This is a genomic window from Cryobacterium sp. M96 (genome assembly GCF_002929845.1).
Taxonomy (GTDB): Bacteria; Actinomycetota; Actinomycetes; order Actinomycetales; family Microbacteriaceae; genus Cryobacterium; species Cryobacterium sandaracinum.
In genome coordinates this window covers 16,331-36,523 of sequence record NZ_PJJS01000026.1, presented here as the reverse complement: position 1 = coordinate 36,523, position 20,193 = coordinate 16,331, and the positions used below count along the sequence as shown (strand labels likewise).

Genomic DNA, 20,193 nt, shown 5'->3' with positions numbered 1-20,193 from the left:
GCCCTCGCCATGCTCAGCCTCGGCGGCCACAAACCAGTGCTCCCCGGCCGGGATTAACCCACGGAAGCAGCAGGAGAGCCAAAATCTCCGTTGAATTCGTTCGGCCAGGGCGGGATTGAGGGCGGGACTGGAAGGCGGGAGGGCGGCTCAATCGCCGGGCGGCTCAACCACCGGTCGGGGCGAGCACCCGGCGGCCGCGCACGAAGACGCCGGCGATCGCGGGCTGGCGGAGGGCCAGCAGAAGCGCGAAGAGGGTCTGGTCGGTGGCCATCTCCTCGTCGTCGGCCCGGATGCCGCGCTCGAGCACCGTGGCAAGGGGCTCCCAGCGGTCCGGCTCGATCAGGAGGAAGTCGGCGTCCTTGCCCACGTCGAAGTTGCCGAACCGGGCCTCCATGTCGAGTGCGCGCGCGCCGGCCAGGGTGCCGGTGAAGAGCAGGGCGGCCGGATCCAGCGACAGGCCCGCCTCTCCGGGCTCGGAGAGGTGCACCTTGAAACAGTCGTTGAGCACCCGGGAGATAAGCCATTCGTCGCCCGCGCCGACATCCGACCCGATCGCCACATTCACGCCGAACGACGTCGTGCGCAGCCACGGCATGGTGCCCGATCCCAGGAACTGCTGCGACGTGGGGCAGTGCGCCACGCTCGTTCCCGTCTCGGCCAGGCGAGCCAGCTCGCTGTTCTCGCAGTGCACGGCGTGGGCGAGGATGCTGCGCCGCCCCAGCAGGCTCGACCCGCCTCGCGCCGAACCCGGCAGGAACCGGCCGTCGTAGGTGTCGAGGTAGGTGTCGACCTGGTAGACCGACTTCACGGCCTCGATCTCGCCCGTGCCGGGCCGGTTGTTCTCGTTCAGGTGGCTGTGGAAGTAGACCCCCTGGCCGCGCACCGCGTCGTAGAGCTCGCCGAGCCCCGCCAGGGTCGTGGGGGTGACGGAGAGGCTGAATCGCGGCACCACCGCCACCTGAAGCAGCGCGGTGGCGGCGTCGCCGGTGTCGACCGCGTGCCAGCGGGCGATCTCATCCGTCACAAGCTCCAGGGCCCTGGCCTCGCTCGTGAGCAGCGCCTGCGAGGGCTTCGAACCGACCGTCTGGATTCCGCGTCCGCTGACCAGGCGCAGTCCGGCCCGGTGCGACTCCTCGAACAGGGCGTCCTGCGCGGGAGGGAACGCGGAGCCGAAGACCAGGGCGCTGGTCGTGCCCGCGGCGACGCGGCGACGGGTGAAGTCCCGGGCGATCTGCTCGCCGAACCCGGGGTCGGCCAGGCGAGCCTCGGCCGGGAAGACGCAGTTGTCCAGCCACTCGAGCAGCTGGCCGCCGCCATAGGAATCCGTGGAATAGGTCTGCGGGAAGTGCACGTGGGTGTCGACGAAGCCGGGCAGGATGAAACCGCCCCGGTTGTCGGTGACCGCCAGGGTTTCGTAGACGGCAGGGAGGTCGACGAATGAGCCCACCCAGGCGATCCGGCCCGTGTCGGTGGTCACCAGGACGCCGTCGGGCAGGGACACGAGGTGCCGGTGCGCGGCGGCCACGGTGGGGGAGCCGGCAATGTGGAAGATGTGGCCGCGGTAGACCCGGCTGGACGGTGTCACGTGAGAGCCCGTTCTCTGTTCGTCGTTCTCTTCCACTGGACTCGTTTCCACCGGACTCGTTCAGTGTATTGGGGGTCGTCAGGCTCGACCGCCGCGCGATCAAGTAAACGCTTGCAGCAAACGCTTGCATAAGCGGTACGCGACGGAGTAGCGTCACATCTGTTGTTCTCAGCGCCACCGGGCGCGAGACAGGGGGAGTCACTGTTGACGAAACGCACCGTTACACGCCGCCCGGCCATCCGCCGCATTGTGGCCACGATCGGAGCCGGCGCGATCGTTCTCTCCGGTCTCGCCTTCTCCGAGGTGTCCGCGGCCGCCGCCACCCCGACGGTCGCCCTGGTCGGCAGCCTGCAGAGCGAGTTGGGCTGCACGGAGGACTGGCAGCCGGCCTGCGAGTCCACCGAGCTGGCCCCGACGGGCGTCGACGGGGTCTGGTCCGCCGAGTTCACGGTGCCGGCCGGCAGCTACGACTACAAGGTCGCCCTCAACGACGCGTGGGACGAGACCTACGGGCTGGACGGTGGCACCGACAACATCCCGCTGACCATCGCCGGTGAAAGCCGAATGAGCTTCACCTTCGACCTCGGCCGGAAGCGCGTCGGCCTCGAGGTACTCTCCCTGGCCAGTGCCTACTCCGCGGAGGACGAGGCCGTGGCGGCCGCGCCCATCCGCCAGCCCGGCAGCGACGAGCAGTTCTACTTCGTGATGACCGACCGGTTCAAGGACGCCGACCCGGCCAACAACACCGCCGGCCTCGGCGACGACCCACTGGTATCCGGCTACGACCCCGCGAACAAGGGCTTCTACAACGGCGGCGACCTCGCCGGGCTCCGTTCCCAGCTCGACTACATCGAGGGTCTCGGCACGAGCGCCCTCTGGCTCACGCCGTCCTTCAAGAACCGGGCCGTGCAGGGCGAGGGCGCGAACGCGTCCGCGGGCTACCACGGCTACTGGATCACCGACTTCACCCAGATCGACCCGCACCTCGGCACCAACGCCGAGCTCAAGGCGCTCATCGACGACGCGCACGCCCGCGGCATCAAGGTGTACTTCGACATCATCACCAACCACACCGCCGACGTCATCGACAACGAGGAGAAGCAGTACTCCTACATCGACAAGGCGACGTCGCCCTACACGACCGCGGCCGGCGAGCCCTTCGACCCGGCCGACTACGCGGGGACCGACGAATTCCCGACCCTCGACGGGACATCCTTCCCCTACACGCCGTTCGTCGCGGCCGCCGACGCCACGGCCAAGGTGCCGGCCTGGCTGAACGACCCGACGCTTTACCACAACCGGGGAGATTCGACCTTCGAGGGTGAGAGCAACCTCGACGGCGACTTCTCCGGCCTCGACGACCTGATGACCGAGAACCCGGCCGTCGTGAACGGCTTCGTCGACGTATACACGGACTGGGTCGACCTCGGTATCGACGGCTTCCGCATCGACACGGTCAAGCACGTCAACCTGGAGTTCTGGGACACGTGGTCCACGCAGGTGCTCGACTACGCGCACGCCGCGGGCAAGCCCGACTTCTTCATGTTCGGTGAGGTCTACGACGCGGATGCCGCGAAGACGTCCCCGTACGTGCGCAAGACCGACCTCAACTCGGTGCTCGACTTCGGATTCCAGTCGCAGGCGACCAGCTTCGCCGCCGGCAACTCCGCGAAGGGGCTCAGCCAGCTGTTCGCCTCCGACGACCTCTACACGACTCCCGACTCCAACGCCTCCGCGCTGCCGACCTTCCTCGGCAACCACGACATGGGCCGGATCGGCTACTTCCTGAAGAACACCGATGACCCGCTTGCCCGCGACGTGCTCGCCCACGAGCTCATGTTCCTGACCCGCGGCCAGCCGGTGGTCTACTACGGCGACGAGCAGGGTTTCATGGGCGCGGGCGGCGACAAGGACGCCCGCCAGTCGCTGTTCGCCAGCCAGGTGCCCGAGTACGCGAACCAGCCGCTGATCACCGGCGAGACCGCCGGTTCGATCGACCGGTTCGGGACGGATGCGCCGCTCTACAGTCGGATCGCTGAGCTCTCCGCGCTGCGGAGCGACCACCCGGCCCTCGCGACGGGCGCCCAGATCGAGCGCTACGCCGACACCGGGGCCGGCGTCTACGCGTTCAGCCGGGTCGACCGCACGGAGAAGATCGAACACCTCGTCGCCGTCAACAACTCGGCCGCGGCGAAAACCGTGACGATCCCCACCCTCACCACGGGTGCGTCCTACTCGGTGCTGTTCGGCGACACCGCTTCCGCGGTATCCGGCGACACCGGGGATCTGGCCGTCACCGTGCCGGCCCGCGGCTCGGTCGTGCTCGTGGCCGACCGACCCGTCAGCGCTCCGGCCGCGGCCGCCGCGATCACGGTCGCCGCCCCGGCAGCCGGAGCCGGCGTCACCGGCGTCTCACCCGTCGGGGCCACCGTCGACGACGGGACCTGGCAGGAGACCGGCTTCGCCTGGCGGGTCGTGGGTGACACTGCGTGGACCAGCCTCGGCACCGCCGAAGACACCACTCCGCGGGTCTTCCACGACACCGCCGGCCTCGCCACGGGCACCCTGGTCGAATACCGCGCCGTCTCCACGGATGCCGCCGGACAGCGGGCCGCCGCGTCCAGCTTCGCCTCCGTGGGCAACACGGTTTCGCTCGCCGATACCGGCACGCCCGACGCCGCGATCGACCTGGTCACGGTGGCCGGTAGTCACAACTCCGAGATGGGTTGTGCCGGGGACTGGCAGCCCGGCTGTGAGGCCGCGAAACTGACCCTCCGGGCCGACGGCATCTACGCCGGCACCTTCGACCTTCCGGCCGGCGACTACGAGTACAAGATCGCCGTCAACGGCTCCTGGGACCTCAACTACGGTTCCGGCGGGGTTCCCGGCGGCGACAACGTGAGCTACACGACCGACGGCGGCCCGGTCACGTTCTACTTCGACCCGCGCAACAACTTCTTTCAGGGCACGGCCGAGGGCGATATCGTCGTCGCGGCCGGTTCCTTCCAGGAGGAGGCCGGTTGCCCCGGAGATTGGAAACCGGACTGCCTCGCAACCTGGCTGCAGGACGTGGACGGCGACGGCATCCTCACCCTGAGTTCGAACACCCTGCCGACCGGCTCGTACGAGGCGAAGGTCGCGCACAACCTCGGCTGGGACGAGAACTATGGCGCCGACGGTGTGCCGAACGGAGCGAACCTGTCGTTCACGGCCACCGAGGGCAAGGAAACCCTGTTCAGCTACGACCTCGCCGCCCACGTGCTCACGATCACGGTGACCGACCCGCCGCTGGCCGGCACCGGAGCGCAGCGCGCGCACTGGGTGAGCGAGAAGACCCTCGCCTGGCCGCGTGACCTGCTGCCCGTGAATGCCGACCCGGCCGCGCTCGGTTACACGCTGCACTCCTCGTCGGCCGCCGACCTGGCGGTCACCGACGGAGCGGTGACCGGCGGTGACACGGTCGCCCTCGAGTACGACCCGGCCGGTCTCTCCGACGCGGAGAAAGCGCGTTTCCCGGCCCTCGCCGGGTCCGTGGCCCTGCGCCCGGTCGGTGTGGACCGGGTGGAGCTGGAACGGCTGCTGACCACCCAGCTGGCGGTGGCCCAGTCCGGCACCGGCACCGGCACCGACGACACCACAGGCATCGTCACCGCGTTCACGGGCGTGCAACTGCCCGGCGTGCTCGATGACCTCTACGCGGATGCCGCAGCGGACCGGACGCTCGGCGTCACCTGGTCCAAGAAGCGGCCCACGATCGCGGTCTGGGCTCCCACGGCGCAGAACGTCGACGCGCTCGTCTGGACGGCGGGCGACACGGCCGACCCGGAGCGCATCGCGTTGACGCGCCAGGATGACGGCACGTGGACCGCGACCGGCGCCAAGAACTGGACCGGCGCATCCTTCGTCTTCGAGGTCACGGTGTTCGCGCCGACGACGGGGAAGATCGAGGTGAACCAGGTCACCGACCCGTACTCGGTCGCCCTGACGCAGAACTCCACCCGGTCGGTGCTCATCGACCTGGCCGATAAGGCTTACCGCCCCAAGGCGTGGGAGAAAGCGAAGGCGCCGGTCATCGAGAAGGCCGTGGACCGGTCGATCTACGAACTGCACGTGCGCGACTTCTCGATCTCCGACGACACCGTGCCGGAAGAGCTCCGCGGCACCTACGGCGCGTTCGGGGTCGACAGCGCGGGAACCCGGCATCTGTCCGAGCTGGCGGCTGCCGGGCTCAACACCGTGCACCTGCTGCCGACCTTCGACATCGCCACGATCCAGGAAGACCGCGCCCTCCAGGCCGTTCCGGCCTGCGACCTGGCCTCCTTCGGACCGGCCTCGCCGGGCCAGCAGGCGTGCATCCAGGCGATCAGGGACCAGGACGGCTTCAACTGGGGCTACGACCCGTTCCACTTCTCGGCGCCGGAGGGGTCCTACGCGGTGAACGCCCACGGCGGCGCCCGGGTGGCCGAGTTCCGCGGCATGGTGGGGGCCCTGCACGAGGACGGCCTGCAGGTCGTACTCGACGAGGTGTTCAACCACACCGCGCAGAGCGGCCAGGGGGAGAAATCGGTGCTCGACCAGGTCGTGCCCGGTTACTACCACCGTCTCAACCCGCAAGGCTCCGTCGAGACCTCCACCTGCTGCCAGAACATCGCCACCGAGCACGAACTGGCCCAGAAGCTCATGGTTGACTCCGTCGTGCTCTGGGCGAAGGAGTACCGCGTGGACGGGTTCCGGTTCGACCTGATGGGCCACCACTCGAAGGCCAACCTGCTGGCCGTGCGGGATGCCCTCGATGCGCTCACCCTGAAAGAGGACGGCGTGAACGGCCAGGCGATCTACCTCTACGGTGAGGGCTGGAACTTCGGCGAGGTCGCGAACAACGCCCTGTTCGAGCAGGCGACGCAGGGCCAGCTGGGCGGAACCGGCATCGGCACGTTCAACGACCGGCTGCGCGACGCGGTGCATGGCGGCAGCCCCGTCGACGGCAGCACCGTGCAGCAGCAGGGCTTCGGCACCGGGCTCGGCACCGATCCCAACGGCGTGGCGATCAACGGCACCCCCGAGCAGGCGCTCGCCCGGCTCGGGCAGGCCAGCGACCTGGTGCGGCTCGGCCTGGCCGCGAACCTGCGCGACTTCAGCTTCGTCACCAGCGACGGCACGGTGAAGCGCGGCGACGAACTCGACTACAACGGGTCGCCGGCCGGGTATGCGGACCAGCCGGACGAGGTGATCAACTACGTCGACGCGCACGACAACGAGACGCTCTACGACCTGCTCGCCCTCAAGCTGCCGGCCGACACCGGGATGAGTGACCGGGTGCGCATGAACACCCTGTCCCTTGCCACCGCGACCCTGTCGCAGGCGCCATCGCTCTGGCATGCCGGAACCGACCTGCTGCGCTCGAAGTCGCTCGACCGCGACAGCTACAACTCGGGCGACTGGTTCAACCGCATCGACTGGACCGGCCAGACCAGCAACTTCGGCGTCGGTCTGCCGTCAGCGGCCGCCAACGAGGACAAGTGGGCCATCATGCGCCCGCTGCTCGAGGACCCGGCCCTCAAGCCGACGCCGGGCGACATCAGCTTCGCGTCGGCCCAGGCCCAGGACCTGCTGCGCCTCAAGCAGTCGACCGAACTGTTCCGGCTCGGCGATGCGAAGCTGATCAACCAGAAGCTGACCTTCCCGGCCAGCGGACCGGATGCCACCCCCGGCGTCATCGCGATGAGCGTCGACGACACGGTGGGAGGCGACGTCGACAAGAAACTGGACGGCCTGCTGGTGCTCTTCAACGCCAGCCCCGAACCTCAGACGGTTCTGCTCAGCGAGTTGGCCGGGCGCGGCTACGCCCTCAGCGGCATCCAGGCCGCCGGGACGGATGCGCTCGTCAAGTCGACGACCTGGGACGCGGCGACCGGCACGGTAACGGTTCCGGCCCGCACGGTCGCGGTGCTCGTCGACGCGCAGGAGCGGACGGCGAAGAAGCGGTAACCCGCGGATCGCACCCCGTTCAGGAGCGAACGGGGTGCAGCAGCCGCCAGATCCGGTCGCGCGACATCGGCAGTTCGGTGGGACGGATGCCGATGGCGTCGCGCACCGCGTTCGCCAAGGCGGGCGCCACCGGGTTGTAGGGCGACTCGCTCATCGACTTCGCCCCGAACGGGCCGAGCACGTCGCTCGTGTCCGCGAAGTACACCTCGGTCACGGGCAGGTCGGCGAGCTGCGGGATGTGGTAATTCCGCAGCACGCTCGTGGTCACGGTGCCCACCCCGTCGAGGATGACCTCCTCGTAGAGCGCGGTGCCGATCGCCTGCGCGACCCCACCCTCGATCTGGCCGCGGCACTGCTCCGGGTTCATCACGACCCCGGCATCCGCCGCCTGGATCGACTGCAGAATGCGCACCTCGCCGGTCTGCGTGTTCACGGCCACCCGGAACGCGTGCACGTTGAACGCCACCGAGCGGCGGGCGCCGTCTTCGGCGCCGACACCGCGGAGAGCGGAGGCCCCGGGCGCGGATGCCCCGGTTACGGATGCCTGCCCGGCCAGTTCGGCCAGCGACGTGAACACCGCTCCGCTGCGCAGCCCGTCGGGTTCCAGGGTCCAGGCGGCGGCGGGGATCTCCGGGTGCCTCTCCGTGGCGGCGGACCGCAGCGTGTCGGCCAAGTCGTTCGCCGCCGCGAGCACGGCCTTGCCGGCGATGACGACGCCCGCGGAGCCGAACGCGCCGGTGTCGTAGCCGATGGCATCCGTGTCGGACTGCAGGATCTCGATCCGGTCGGGAGTCGTGTGCAGGGCCGTGGCGGCGAGCTGCGCGTGCACCGTGGTGGTGCCGTTGCCGAACTCGGCCGTGCCGACGCGGACGGTGTAGTGGGTGGGGGATTCGAGGACCGCGTTTTCGAGGGTGACCGAGGCCTGCGCGTAGTGCCCGCGCGGCGGGGTGGTCGCGATCATGGCGGTGGCCATGCCCTCGCCGGTCTTCCAGTGCTCGCCGAGCGGCACGGTGGCGCCGTTGCCGCGGGCCAGGGCCGTCTGGGCCAGGTCTAAGCACTGGTCGAGTCCGTAGCTGCCGAAGATGAGGTCCTCACCCTCCACGTGGGTGACCACGAGCGGGTCGTTCGGGCCGACCGAGTTTCGCCGGCGCAGGTCGAACGGGTTGATGCCGACGGTGCGGGCGAGCTCGTCGAGTGCGGACTCGACGCCGAAGATCACCTGGCCGAGGCCGTAGCCGCGGAAGGCGCCCGAGGGGAGATTGTTCGTGTAGACGCTTCGGGCATCCACCCGCTTGTTGGGCACCCGATAGAGGCTGACCGACTCGGAGCTGCCGTGGAACATCACCCCGGGGCCGTGGTTGCCATAGGCGCCGGTGTCGGCGAGCACACCCAGCTTCAGTGCGGTGAGGCGGCCGGCGTCGTCGGCGCCGAGGGTGACGTCGATGCGCATGGGGTGACGGGCCGGGGAGAGGGTGAACTCGTCGGAACGGCTGAACTCGTATTGCACGGGGCGCCCGGTCTTCAGCACCGCGAGCGCGACGATGTCCTCGGTCAAAATTTCCTGCTTGCCGCCGAAGCCGCCGCCGACCCGGGCTGTGAACACGCGCAGCCGCCCCGGGTCGAGGGCGAACAGGCGGCAGATCTCGCGGTGCACCAGGAACGGCACCTGGGAACTGGTGCGCAGGATGAGCCGGTCGCCGCCTGCCGATGCGTCTGCCGTGCCGGGCTCCAGCCAGCCGATGGTGGCGTGCGTCTCCAAATGGGTATGCGCCACCCGTTGGGTCTGCCAGGTTCCGCTCACGCTGTGGGCGGCGCCGGCCAGGCCGGCCGCGATGTCGCCGTATTCGCCGTGCAGCTCGGCCACCAGGTTGCGGGTCGGGTCGGCCAGCCGGCTCGCGGTGGCATCCTTGTCGCCGTGCACCAGGGGAGCGCCGGGCAGGAGAGCGGCGTGCGGGTCGAAGACGGCCGGGAGCGTCTCGTAGTCGATCTCGATCAGGCGGCAGGCGGCCTCGGCGATGGCGAGGGTGTCGGCGACGACGGCCGCGACGCGCTGGCCGCGGAACCGCACGACCGAATCGAGCACGAGGGTGTCGTCGGGGTCGTCGAGGCGGTCCTCGTGCCGGGCGGTGGAGAACAGGGTGGCCGGGGAGTCGGCGTGGGTGAGCACGGCGTGCACCCCGGGCAGGGCCGCGGCTGCCTCGGTTTGGATTGAACGGATGCGCGCGTGCGCCTGCGTGCTCTGCAGCACGCTGAGGTGCAGGAGGCCGGGCACCGTGACGTCGAGGGTGTACGGCTCCTGCCCGCTGACCACGCGTTCGCTGGCCGGGGCCGCCAGGGAGGTGCCGACCGTGCCGGGGCGCGGTCCGGTCTGGACGACCGGGCCCAGGCCGGTGCGTGCCGGTGCGTCGGTGCGACAGGAGCTGTCTGACCTGGCTGAGCCGTTGACGGGGGTGTGGCTGCCGCGGATGGCGTCCTCGATGGCGCGGTAGCCGGTACAGCGGCACAGGTTGCCCTTGAGCAGGCGGGGGAGGTCGTCAAGGTCGGTCTCGGTCAGGGCGGACGCGGTCACGATCATGCCGGCGGTGCAGAACCCGCATTGGAACCCGGCGGCGTCGACGAAGCGCTGCTGGATCGGGGCCAGATCACCGGGCAGGCCGAGCCCGGCCACGGTCGTGACCTCTGTGCCCTCGGCCCGGAACGCCGGGTAGATGCAGGAGTGCACCGGAGTGCCGTCGACCAGCACGGAGCAGGCGCCGCAGTCGCCGGTGTCGCAGCCCTTCTTGACTTCGAAGTGCTCCTGGTCGCGGATGAAGGAGCGCAGGCACTGCCCGGGGGCAGGGGAGGCGTCGACGGGTTCGCCGTTGATCTGGAAGCTCATGAGCGGTCTCCGTTCCGGGGTGCCGCCTGGTCTCGCGCGGCCGGTTCGGGTTCTTGTCTCGGTTCGGGCTGCTGTTCCAGCTCTGCTCGGATCTCCTCGCCGAGCACGCCGCTCACGGCGCGGCGCCAGTCGGCGGCGCCGTGAGCATCCGTGAACCAGCAGTCGATGGCGGCGATGTCCTGGGCGAGTGTGCCCGCGTCGGGCAGGGAATCGTAGCGCAGTTGCACCGGACGCACAGTGCCGGCGGTGACGGTGAGCACGAAGCGGCCGGTGCCGTCGCTGGCGTCGCGGGCGGTCGTGTCGTCGCTGTCGGAGAGGTCGGCGCGGTCGAGCCGGCCGATCAGCACGGCGCCGGAGCGGCCGAGTGGGGAGAGGGCGATCTTGCGGTATGCGGTGCGGGCCGCCAGCGAAGAGGTCGGCACGTGGATGGACCGCAGCACATCGCCGGTGCGGAGCGCGTTGGTGGTGTTGCCGGTGACGAAGGACGCTGCGGGCATCCGTTCGTCGCTGCCGTCACGACGCCAGATCAGCACCTCCGCGTCGAGGGCGGCAGCCAGGCTGGTCATCGGGCCGGCCGGCAGGGAGGCGCAGAGGTTGCCGCCGACGGTGGCGACGTTCCAGATCTTGAATGAGCCGTAGAGGGCGGTGCAGCACTGGTAGATCAGCGGATGCGCGGTCCAGCCGGGTGCGGCCGCCAGCCGGGAGAGTTCGGCGATGGTGCAGGTGGCGGCGATGACGAGGCCGGGGGTGGTGCCGGTGGCGCGCTCGCCGGTGTGGGCATCCGTGCCGGTGGCGGCACCTGGGCCGGTGTCCGGGGTGCCGGCATCCGTCGTCAGGGTCAGAGCGGGCCAGCCCAGGGTCTGCAGGTCGACCAGCCCGGTGAGGTGCGTCTGCGGGTCGGCGAACAGGTCGGAGCCGCCCGCGAGCGGGGCCACCTGGGCGTCGAGGAGCGCGAGATCGCCCCGGTGACGGGCGGGGGTGATCGTGAACACGGTGTTGAGGTCCATCGTTTCCCTCACTCGACCGCTCGGGTGCAGGTCGACACCCTGAATTATCCACTCGCCCGTGTCGCCCCGCGAGTCGACGCGCTCGCTCGCGGCATCCTCACGGCGAGCCACCCTGTTTTCGCGCAGGGCACGGGTGCGCGGAAGGGCGGGGGCGAACCAATTCGACGGAGATTTTGAGCTAAAAGCGGACTTTAGGCGTGTTTTGTGCCGATTTGACCAGAATCTCCGTCGAATTCGTTCGGGCCGGAGCCAGTGGGGCTAGTGGAGCCAGAGGGGTTAGTGGGGCTACCAGAGGGGTTAGTGGGGCTAGTGGAGCCAAAGGGTTAGTGGAGCCAGAGGGGCCAGAGGGCCAGTCCAGCTAGTGGTCCACACCGTGGAGCTGGTCGAGGATGTGGTCGAGCACGTCGGCAAGGAGACTTAGCCCATCCTTCACGCCGTTGGGGGAGCCGGGGAGGTTGATCACCAGGGTGCGCCCGCGGGCGATCCCGGCGTGACCGCGCGAGATGACGGCCAGAGGGGTGGATGCGGCGCCGCGGCGGCGGAATTCCTCCATCAGCCCGGGGAGCAGCCGGTCGAGGTGCGGGAGGGTCTGCTCGGGGGTGAGGTCGTGGGGGCTGACGCCCGTGCCGCCCGTGGTGATCACAAGGTCGATGCCAGCGTCGAGGGCCTCGATCAGGGCAGCGCCGACCGGGGCGCCGTCGGGCACGACGCGGCGCTCGCCGAGCGTGAAGCCGCGCTCCCGCAGCCAGGCATCGAGGACGGGGCCGGTGCGGTCCGGGTAGACCCCGGCCGCGGCGCGGGTGGAGGCGACGATGACCTGCGCGCGGCGCGGTGCGCGCGATGCGCGTGGTTCGGTGGGTTCGGACGGAGTCGACGGAAGGTTCGCTGTGGCGGTCACGCGCTCCATCCTGCCCCACTGCGGCAGCCGCGTTCACGCCCCTCCCGGTGTCTATTCCGCAGATGCGGTAATAAGATGCTCAATATGTCTCAGATACGGATTAAGGAAGCCGCCGGATACCTCGGGGTCAGCGACGACACCCTGCGGCGCTGGATCGACAATGGGGCGCTCGCCGCGAGCACCGACGACGCCGGACGCATGGTCGTCGACGGATCCGACCTGGCCCATCTGGCCCGGGAGACCGCGCTGGCCCGAGAGGACGCGCTGTCGCCCGCGGATCCGTCCACGACGGCGAGCTCGGCCCGCAACCGTTTCGTCGGGCTGGTCACCTGCGTGGTGAGCGATCCGGTGATGAGCCAGGTCGAGCTGCAGTGCGGCCCCCACCGGGTGGTGTCCCTGATGAGCACCGAGGCCGTGCGTGACCTCGGCCTGGTGCCGGGGTCGGTGGCCGTGGCCGTGGTCAAGGCCACCACCGTGATCGTCGAAACCCCGAAGGGCCAGTCGTGACCCGATTGTGGAGCGTGCGCGTCGCGGTCGGGCTGGCGGCGGCATCCGTCGTGCTGGCCGGCTGCGCAGGAACGGCCGGGGCCTCGTCGGGGGCGACCGGGGCGTCTACGGAGCAGGGCGAGACGCTCACCGTGTTCGCCGCGGCATCCCTCACCGAGACCTTCACCGAGCTGGCCGACCGGTTCGAGGCCGTCCATCCCGGTGTAACGGTCGCGCTCAACTTCGGGGGATCGGCCGACCTCGTGACCCAGATCCGGGAGGGCGCCCCTGCCGATGTGTTCGCGGCGGCGGACGCCAGGACCATGGCCAAGCTCAGCGGCGACGGCCTCCTCGACGGCGTCCCGGTGGTCTTCGCCACCAACACCCTCATGATCGCCGTGCCCGCCGACAACCCGGCCGGCATCGATTCCTTCGCCGACCTCGCCGCGCCGAATGTGGACGTAGTGGTCTGCGCGCCGCAGGTGCCGTGCGGCACCGCGCTGCCGGCCCTCGAGGCGGCGGCCGGCGTCCGGCTCGCGCCGGTGAGCGAAGAGAACGCCGTCACCGGCGTGCTCGGCAAGGTCACATCGGGCGACGCGGATGCCGGGCTCGTCTATGTGACCGACGTCACCTCCGCCGGCGACGCGGTTCTCGGCATCCCGGTGCCGGAGGCAGATCAGGCCGTGAATGAATACCCGATCGCCGTCGTGGCGGGCAGTGAGCAGGCACTGCTCGGGGCAGCCTTCACCCGGTTCGTGACCGGAGCGACCGGTCAGACCGTGCTCGGGGCGGCCGGTTTTGGCGCGCCGTGAGGTGGTGGTGAGTCGCTCCGACTCCCACACCGGCCCCCACGACGGCCGGGTCACCCTCGGCGTGCCCCGCTGGACCCTCCTCGTGGCTGCCCTCGGCGTCCTGTTCATCATGCTGCCGATCGTGGGCATGACCCTGCGCGTTGACTGGTCCCGGTTCGGTGCGCTTGTGACCTCCGAAGCGGCGGTCGCGGCGCTGCTGCTCAGCCTGCGCACCGCCATGATGAGCACCGTGCTCTGCCTGCTGTTCGGCGTGCCGATGGCTCTCGGCCTGGCCCGCAGCCGGTTTCCCGGACAACGCCTCGTGCGCGCCGTCGTTCTGCTGCCGCTCGTGCTGCCGCCCGTTGTGGGCGGTATCGCCCTGCTGTCGACCTTCGGGCGCCGCGGCCTGCTCGGCGAGACCTTCGAGGTGCTCGGCATCCAGATCGCGTTCTCGACCACCGCCGTCGTGCTCGCGCAGACCTTCGTGGCGCTGCCGTTCCTGGTGCTGAGCGTGGAGGCGACCCTGCGGGCCTCCGGCGCGCGCTTCGAGGCGGTCGCCGCCACGCTCGGCGCCACCCCCGGCACGGTCTTCCGGCGGGTGACGCTACCGCTGGTGCTGCCCGGTCTGCTCTCCGGCGCGGTGCTCGCGTTCGCGCGCGCGCTCGGTGAGTTCGGGGCGACCCTCACGTTCGCCGGCAGCCTGCAGGGGGTCACCCGCACGCTGCCGCTCGAGATCTACCTGCAGCGGGAAACGGATGCGGATGCGGCCGTCGCCCTGGCTCTCCTCCTCGTGGCCGTCGCCCTGATCGTGATGGTCGCCACCCACCGGCCGCGCGGACTCTCGTGACCTTCGAACTGGCCGCCGTGATGCGCCGGCGCGGACTGGAGGTCGCCTTCACCGTGTCGCCGGGCGAGACGGTGGCGCTGCTCGGCTCCAACGGGGCCGGCAAGTCCACCATTCTCGAGCTCTGCGCGGGTCTGCTGCGGCCCGATTCGGGTAAGGCCACCCTCGACGGGCAGGTCTTCTTCGATCTGGCGGCCGGCGGTGCAGACCGTGCCGGCGGTGCAGACCGTGCCGATGGTAGGCGGCCGGGCATCTTCACACCGCCGCACGCCCGACGCACGGTGCTGCTCGCCCAGGAGCCGCTGCTCTTCCCGCACCTGAACGTGCGCGACAATGTGGCGTTCGGGCCGCGCAGCGCGGGGGAATCCCGGGCTGCGTCACGACTTCTCGCCGACGAGTGGCTCGCCGCCGCCGAGGTGTCCGACTTCGCCGACCGGCGGCCCGGGATGCTGTCCGGCGGCCAGGCCCAGCGGGTCGCGGTGGCCCGGGCTCTCGCGGCCAGCCCGCGGCTGCTGCTGCTCGACGAGCCCATGACCGCGCTCGATGTGGCGGCGGTGCCCGCCCAGCGCCAGTTGCTGCACCGGGTACTGCTCGATCGGTCCGTCATCCTGGTCACCCACGACCCGCTCGACGCCCTCGCGCTGGCCGACCGGGTGATTGTGCTGCAGGGCGGGCGCATCATCGAGGAGGGGCCGACCCGTTCGGTGTTCGCGCACCCGCAGGCCGAGTTCACCCGGGCCCTGACGTTCGGGCTCGACCTGTCTGCCTCGCCGTGATACCCCTGTCAGAGTTCGGTGTGCATTGCCCGGGGGAGGGAATACGCTGGATGATATGACGTCTTCCGCTTCACCGTCCACCCGTGCGATGGCTCGCCCGCTGACGGACGAGGAAGTCGACCGCATCCGCAACGACTTCCCGATCCTCGATCAGCTGGTCAATGGGCATCCGCTCAATTACCTCGACTCGGGCGCTACCTCGCAGAACCCGCTCAGCGTCATGGAGGCCGAGCAGGAGTTCTACGAGCAGCGCAATGCAGCCGTGCACCGCGGGGCCCACACGCTCGCGTTCGGAGCCACCGAGACGTTCGAGGCAGCCCGGGCGACCGTGGCCGCGTTCATCGGGGCGAAGGCCGACGAGATCGTCTGGACGTCGAACGCGACCGAGGGCATCAACCTCGTCGCCTACGCCTTTTCCAACGCGTCGCTCGGCCTCGGCGGCCCCGCGGCGACACGATTCTCACTCGGCGCCGGCGACGAGATCGTCGTCACCGAGATGGAGCACCACGCCAACCTGATTCCGTGGCAGCAGCTCGCGTTGCGTACCGGCGCGACCCTGCGGTTCATCCCGGTTCTAGATGACGGCACGCTCGACCTGGCCGCGGCGGCGGGAGTCATCGGAGCCCGCACCCGCCTGCTCGCGCTCACGCACGCCTCCAACGTGGTGGGCACGATCAACCCGGTCGCCGAGCTCGTAGCTCTGGCCCGCTCGGTGGGCGCGCTGGTGCTGCTGGACGCCTGCCAGTCGGTGCCGCATCTTCCTGTGGATGTCGCCGCCCTCGACGTGGACTTCGCCGTCTTCTCCGGGCACAAGATGCTCGGCCCGACCGGCATCGGTGTGCTCTACGGCAAGGCCGAGCTGCTCGCGGGCATGCCGCCGTTCCTCACCGGCGGATCCATGATCACCACCGTGGACATGCACACCGCCGAGTTCCTCGCCCCGCCGCAGCGGTTCGAGGCCGGTACCCAGCGCATCTCCCAGGCGATCGCCCTGGCCGCCGCGGTGGAGTACCTGACCGAGACCGGGATGGAACGCATCGCCGCGCGCGAGGCCGAACTGGGGCAGCGCCTCGTGGCTGGGCTCGTCGGCATCCCCGGGGTGCGTCTGCTCGGGCCGCCGGCCGGAGTCGACCGCATTGGTCTGGCCAGTTTCGACCTGGCCGGGGTGCACGCCCACGATGTCGGTCAGTACCTCGACGAGGCCGGTATCGCGGTGCGCGTCGGGCACCATTGCGCCCAGCCGCTGCACCGCCGGCTCGGCGTGACCGCGTCGACGCGGGCGAGCACCTACCTGTACACGACCACCGACGAGGTGGACCGGTTCCTGGCGACCCTGGCCGAGGTTGCCCCGTTCTTCGGAGTGAAGTCATGACCCAAAGTGCCATGCAGCAGCTCTACCAGCAGATCATCCTCGACCACGCCAAGTCCCGGAACGGTGCCTCGGCGGAGGGGCTGCCACCGCTCGAGGCAGCCGGGACTGCTGCCGGTGCTTCTCGTGGCGCTGCTTCTCCTGCCGGTGCGGGTTCCGGGTCGCGCGTGACGGAGTCGCACCAGGTGAACACGACCTGCGGGGACGAGGTGACCGTGCGCATCGGCCTGCGTGCCGGTGAATCCGGCGGCTCGCCCGCGTCGGCCGGCGAGCCTGCCGACGACGTCGTGATCGAGGAGTTCGCCTGGGCCGGCGACGGATGCTCGATTTCGATGGCCTCGGCATCCGTGCTGCACGACATCGTGCGGGGCGAGAACGTCGCCACCGCGCGGGCCGTGCTGAATACCTTCCGCGAGATGCTGCGCTCGCGCGGCACGATCGAGCCCGACGAGGAGGTGCTCGGTGACGCTGCCGCCTTCGCCGGCGTCTCCCGCTACCCGGCCCGCGTCAAGTGCGCGATGCTGCCGTGGGTGGCGTTCGAGGCGGCTCTGCTCGCGGGGTAGGGCTCGTGTAGGGCTTGTGTAGGTCTGCGCAGGGATCGCGCAGGCTCGGAGGCTAGGGTGGTCGGAGGCCGCGCGACGCGGCTCCGGACGACGGTTCAGTACCCGGCACGCGACAAGACTGGCCACGGGAGCTGTTGTCATGTCGTGGATCATCCTCATTGTGTCCGGGGTCCTGGAAGCGGTTTGGGCCACGGCGCTCGGTAAGTCGGACGGGTTCACCCGACTGTGGCCATCCGTCGTGTTCGCGGTGGCACTCGTGCTCAGCATGGGCGGGCTGGCCTTTGCCATGCGGGACATCTCGACCGGGACCGCGTATGCCGTCTGGGTCGGGATCGGCGCGGCGCTCACCGTGCTCTACGCCATGGTCTTCGGCGCCGAGCCGGCCTCCCTGCTGAAGATTGTGCTCATCCTCGGCTTGGTGGGGTGCGTCGTCGGGTTGAAATTTGTCGACGCCGCGCACTGAGTCGGTCGCTGAGCGCGTCCGACGCTGCGAGCATCAGGGCATCAAAACGGTGGAACATCAGAACGGTGGCGGCTCGTTCGCTTCGGGTGGCCGAGACCTCGCGTCAGATGAAGGCCTCGGCGGCGGCCCCGGATGCGGCTCCGGCTTCGGTCGACGCTCCGGCGCACGGATGATCGTGGCCGGCTCACTGATGAACGTGCGCCCGGTCGGCGATGTCCACTTCAGCGTGCCGTCCGGCAGGTGCATGTAGGTCCACCGGGTCTCTGACTTCAGCGCATGGTCGGCCGGACACAGATGCGCCAGGTTGTCGTGCTCCGTCAGCCCGTCGAACTGCCAGTCGAGGGTGTGGTCGATGTCGCACTGTGTCGCCGCCCGGCGGCAGCCCGGCCACCGGCAGGTTTCGTCTCGCACCCGGAGGTACCGTCGCAGTTCCTTCGGCACCTTGTAGCGGGTGCGCCCGACCGAGAGCACCACTCCCGTCTCCGGGTGGATCAGGACTCGGATGAAGCCGGGTGCCCGAGCCGCGATCTCGCGTGCGGTGTCGGGGTCGATCGGTCCGTATCCCTCGAGGTGCCCGGGTTCCTCGGAGTGGCCGAGGAGCGTCATCACCGGGACGGTCACGTGCACCGAGCCCCGGATTCCCTTGCCCACCCCGGAGGCGGTGACCCCGTCGAGGATGAGGTCTTCGAAGACGTCCGCCCGCAGCTGCGTCAACGCGCGGGTCTCGTTCGGGCCCTGCAGGCTCATCCCCATCACGGTGAGGCGGTCGTACCCGGCCTTCACCTTCTCCGCCGAGTCGAACCAGTACAGCGACGCCATCCCGTCGGGCTCCGGCTCGAAGACCACCTTGCGGTCGGCCACCGATTTCTGGTGCCGGGCTGTGATCGACTCCGGGTGCTGCCGTTCCCGCATGACGCGTGCCTTGTACTTCAGGTTGGCCACGGTCAGGTGCGGAGCGGATTTCAACAGCGCCTCTTCGAACCCGGCCAGTGCCTCGGCGGGGAGTGACCAGGCCTGGTTCATGATCGCCTGCGCGTGCCGGTACGTGATCGACCCGTCCTGCAGCGCGGCCCGGGTGGCGGGCAGCTCATTCATCAGGGTCTGGCTTTCGGCGATCAGGGTCTCGGTCGAGCGCACCGGCAGCCGCAGGGTGCACGCCAGCTCGGTGACGAACTCCCGTTTGGCGACCATGGCGGCATCCCACCGGGCACGAGGCACCCCGGCCGTGACCCCGGATATGGCCGGAGGACCTTCCCGAGCCTTGTCTTTGGCTGCCTGGACCGCGTCCAGGGCCAGTACCTCGGCGAACCGGCGGGCCTGATCGACCTGCTCGGCCAGGCGGGCGTCGACCCGGGCGGACTCCGCCTGCGTCTCCCGGATCGCATCGAAGTGACGACCCAGGCATTCTAGCTGCTCACGGTAGGAGGGCTTCATGAGTCACACGTTACGGGCGGCCACTGACATTCGTGGGGCCAGATCGACACCCGTCAGTCCCCTGTGGATAACCCGATCACACCCGTATTGTGGAGGAGTAGAGCAATGCGCCCGGGGCCCGCTGCGGGCATCCGCTACTGGGCCGGCGGCACGCATCCGTTGTCACGTAAACGCGGAGATTTCTGGCAAAACACCGGTTGTGGTCGCCGGTTGCCCGGCGTGTCGCGAGAATCTCCGAGGTCAGCGAATTCGACCGCGACGGATGCCCCGGCGAACCTCTGGAGGTCGACGCACCGGGTCTCGACAAGCTCGACCACCGGGCCGACCACCGGGGCTGGCCATCGGAAACGGCTCTTCACTCGGGCGGGCCTACGGCGTATGTTTGAGGTGGAAAAAGCGAAAAGTCAACGCCCGCCGGGGTGGTCAACCTACCCCTGCCGGGCGAGGAGTTCCGGCCACGATTCGCGCTCACCGCTTCACCGACAGTCGGCACTCCGCCTCGGAAGCACGCCCTGATCGACATCCAGTGCGGCGCGGGATGCCCGATACGCGGCGGCTTCAACGTCTACCCCTCCACACGCGCCACGAATCACCTGCACCACCAAGGAGGCGTTTCACAATGATGAAAGAACTGCACACCGTGTTGCCGGCGGCGGACCTCAAACGAGCCCAGTCGTTCTACCACGACGCGCTTGTCCTCGACCCCGACGAAACCAACGAGGGAGTCCTCGTGTATCACGTCGGGTCGGGATCGGTCTTCGAGATCTACGAGACCAGTAATGCCGGCACGGCCCAGAACGCCCAGATGGGCTGGATCACGGATGACCTCGACACCGAGATGAGCACGCTCCGCGAACGCGGAGTCGTCTTCGAGGAATTCGACATCCCCGGCATGAAGACGGTGAACGGGGTCGTCACGGCCGAAGACATAAAATCGGCCTGGTTCCGCGACACCGAAGGCAACTTCATCTGCATCTCGCAGACGATCTAGCCACCCCAGTCACCCCACTCACCGATCCCGGGCGGCGCGGAGGCGCCGCCCGGTCCCTCGCTTGGCCGTCATGCTCGGCGCGTGCTCAGTGCGTGCTCAGTGCGTGCCCGGCGCATGCTC

Annotated in this window: 14 protein-coding genes and 1 riboswitch; of the genes, 9 read left to right on the top strand and 5 right to left on the bottom strand. The window is 69.6% G+C overall.

Annotated features, from left to right (window positions below):
• Positions 1–163: 163 nt before the first annotated feature.
• Entirely contained in the window at positions 164–1,585 is a 1,422-nt protein-coding gene (locus CXY79_RS01435; protein WP_104099389.1) for an amidohydrolase family protein, read from the bottom strand.
• Between the two features lie 204 nt (positions 1,586–1,789).
• On the opposite strand from CXY79_RS01435, the gene pulA reads away from it, so the two are divergent.
• Positions 1,790–7,573, top strand: a complete 5,784-nt coding sequence (pulA, locus tag CXY79_RS01430) for a pullulanase-type alpha-1,6-glucosidase (RefSeq protein WP_104099384.1) — start codon at positions 1,790–1,792, stop codon at positions 7,571–7,573.
• A 19-nt stretch (positions 7,574–7,592) separates the two neighbouring features.
• Here pulA and CXY79_RS01425 read toward each other — a convergent pair whose 3' ends face one another.
• The 3 genes from CXY79_RS01425 to CXY79_RS01410 form a co-directional block, all read right to left on the bottom strand.
• Positions 7,593–10,451 (bottom strand): molybdopterin-dependent oxidoreductase, encoded by a 2,859-nt coding sequence (locus CXY79_RS01425; protein ID WP_104099383.1) that lies wholly within the window; start codon positions 10,449–10,451, stop codon positions 7,593–7,595.
• Positions 10,448–11,458: an FAD binding domain-containing protein gene (locus CXY79_RS01420; RefSeq protein ID WP_104099388.1), complete on the bottom strand. Its 1,011-nt coding sequence runs from the start codon at positions 11,456–11,458 to the stop codon at positions 10,448–10,450. The genes CXY79_RS01425 and CXY79_RS01420 overlap by 4 nt, the downstream gene beginning before the upstream one ends.
• Before the next feature lie 358 nt (positions 11,459–11,816).
• The gene (locus CXY79_RS01410; RefSeq protein ID WP_369827917.1) at positions 11,817–12,356 is read right to left on the bottom strand and encodes a molybdenum cofactor biosynthesis protein B; all 540 of its coding nucleotides are present in this window, start codon (positions 12,354–12,356) and stop codon (positions 11,817–11,819) included.
• Positions 12,357–12,440: 84 nt separating this feature from the next.
• On the opposite strand from CXY79_RS01410, the gene CXY79_RS01405 reads away from it, so the two are divergent.
• From CXY79_RS01405 to CXY79_RS01375, 7 genes are all read left to right on the top strand, one after another.
• Positions 12,441–12,863 (top strand): molybdopterin-binding protein, encoded by a 423-nt coding sequence (locus tag CXY79_RS01405; RefSeq protein ID WP_104099381.1) that lies wholly within the window; start codon positions 12,441–12,443, stop codon positions 12,861–12,863.
• Positions 12,860–13,654, top strand: coding sequence for a molybdate ABC transporter substrate-binding protein (modA, locus tag CXY79_RS01400; protein ID WP_198411526.1), 795 nt, complete (start codon positions 12,860–12,862; stop codon positions 13,652–13,654). Before CXY79_RS01405 ends, modA begins: the two co-directional genes overlap by 4 nt.
• Positions 13,655–13,661: 7 nt before the next feature.
• Positions 13,662–14,480 carry an ABC transporter permease gene (locus CXY79_RS01395; RefSeq protein WP_233191121.1) on the top strand — a complete coding sequence of 273 codons (819 nt, stop codon included), beginning with the start codon at positions 13,662–13,664 and terminating at the stop codon, positions 14,478–14,480.
• A complete protein-coding gene (locus tag CXY79_RS01390; protein WP_104099379.1) occupies positions 14,477–15,253 on the top strand; it encodes a sulfate/molybdate ABC transporter ATP-binding protein in 777 nt (258 codons plus the stop codon). The genes CXY79_RS01395 and CXY79_RS01390 overlap by 4 nt, the downstream gene beginning before the upstream one ends.
• Before the next feature lie 55 nt (positions 15,254–15,308).
• Positions 15,309–16,625 (top strand): cysteine desulfurase, encoded by a 1,317-nt coding sequence (locus tag CXY79_RS01385; RefSeq protein ID WP_104099378.1) that lies wholly within the window; start codon positions 15,309–15,311, stop codon positions 16,623–16,625.
• Positions 16,622–17,185, top strand: a complete 564-nt coding sequence (sufU, locus tag CXY79_RS01380) for a Fe-S cluster assembly sulfur transfer protein SufU (RefSeq protein ID WP_104099377.1) — start codon at positions 16,622–16,624, stop codon at positions 17,183–17,185. The genes CXY79_RS01385 and sufU overlap by 4 nt, the downstream gene beginning before the upstream one ends.
• 63 nt (positions 17,186–17,248) lie before the next feature.
• Positions 17,249–17,312: riboswitch (guanidine-III (ykkC-III) riboswitch) on the top strand.
• 12 nt (positions 17,313–17,324) lie between these two features.
• Positions 17,325–17,648 carry a multidrug efflux SMR transporter gene (locus CXY79_RS01375; RefSeq protein ID WP_104099376.1) on the top strand — a complete coding sequence of 108 codons (324 nt, stop codon included), beginning with the start codon at positions 17,325–17,327 and terminating at the stop codon, positions 17,646–17,648.
• A 57-nt stretch (positions 17,649–17,705) separates the two neighbouring features.
• Here CXY79_RS01375 and CXY79_RS01370 read toward each other — a convergent pair whose 3' ends face one another.
• Positions 17,706–19,082 carry an HNH endonuclease signature motif containing protein gene (locus CXY79_RS01370; protein ID WP_104099375.1) on the bottom strand — a complete coding sequence of 459 codons (1,377 nt, stop codon included), beginning with the start codon at positions 19,080–19,082 and terminating at the stop codon, positions 17,706–17,708.
• 619 nt (positions 19,083–19,701) lie between these two features.
• On the opposite strand from CXY79_RS01370, the gene CXY79_RS01365 reads away from it, so the two are divergent.
• Positions 19,702–20,073: a VOC family protein gene (locus tag CXY79_RS01365; protein WP_104099374.1), complete on the top strand. Its 372-nt coding sequence runs from the start codon at positions 19,702–19,704 to the stop codon at positions 20,071–20,073.
• Positions 20,074–20,193 lie beyond the last annotated feature (120 nt).

Bases quoted from the DNA above. Each gene is read 5' to 3' on its own strand.
- CXY79_RS01405 (WP_104099381.1), top strand. From the start codon at position 12,441: ATGTCTCAGATACGGATTAAGGAAGCCGCCGGATACCTCGGGGTCAGC.
- CXY79_RS01385 (WP_104099378.1), top strand. From the start codon at position 15,309: ATGACGTCTTCCGCTTCACCGTCCACCCGTGCGATGGCTCGCCCGCTG.
- CXY79_RS01370 (WP_104099375.1), bottom strand. From the start codon at position 19,082: ATGAAGCCCTCCTACCGTGAGCAGCTAGAATGCCTGGGTCGTCACTTC.
- CXY79_RS01375 (WP_104099376.1), top strand. From the start codon at position 17,325: ATGTCGTGGATCATCCTCATTGTGTCCGGGGTCCTGGAAGCGGTTTGG.
- CXY79_RS01365 (WP_104099374.1), top strand. From the start codon at position 19,702: ATGATGAAAGAACTGCACACCGTGTTGCCGGCGGCGGACCTCAAACGA.
- CXY79_RS01420 (WP_104099388.1), bottom strand. From the start codon at position 11,458: ATGGACCTCAACACCGTGTTCACGATCACCCCCGCCCGTCACCGGGGC.
- CXY79_RS01425 (WP_104099383.1), bottom strand. From the start codon at position 10,451: ATGAGCTTCCAGATCAACGGCGAACCCGTCGACGCCTCCCCTGCCCCC.
- sufU (WP_104099377.1), top strand. From the start codon at position 16,622: ATGACCCAAAGTGCCATGCAGCAGCTCTACCAGCAGATCATCCTCGAC.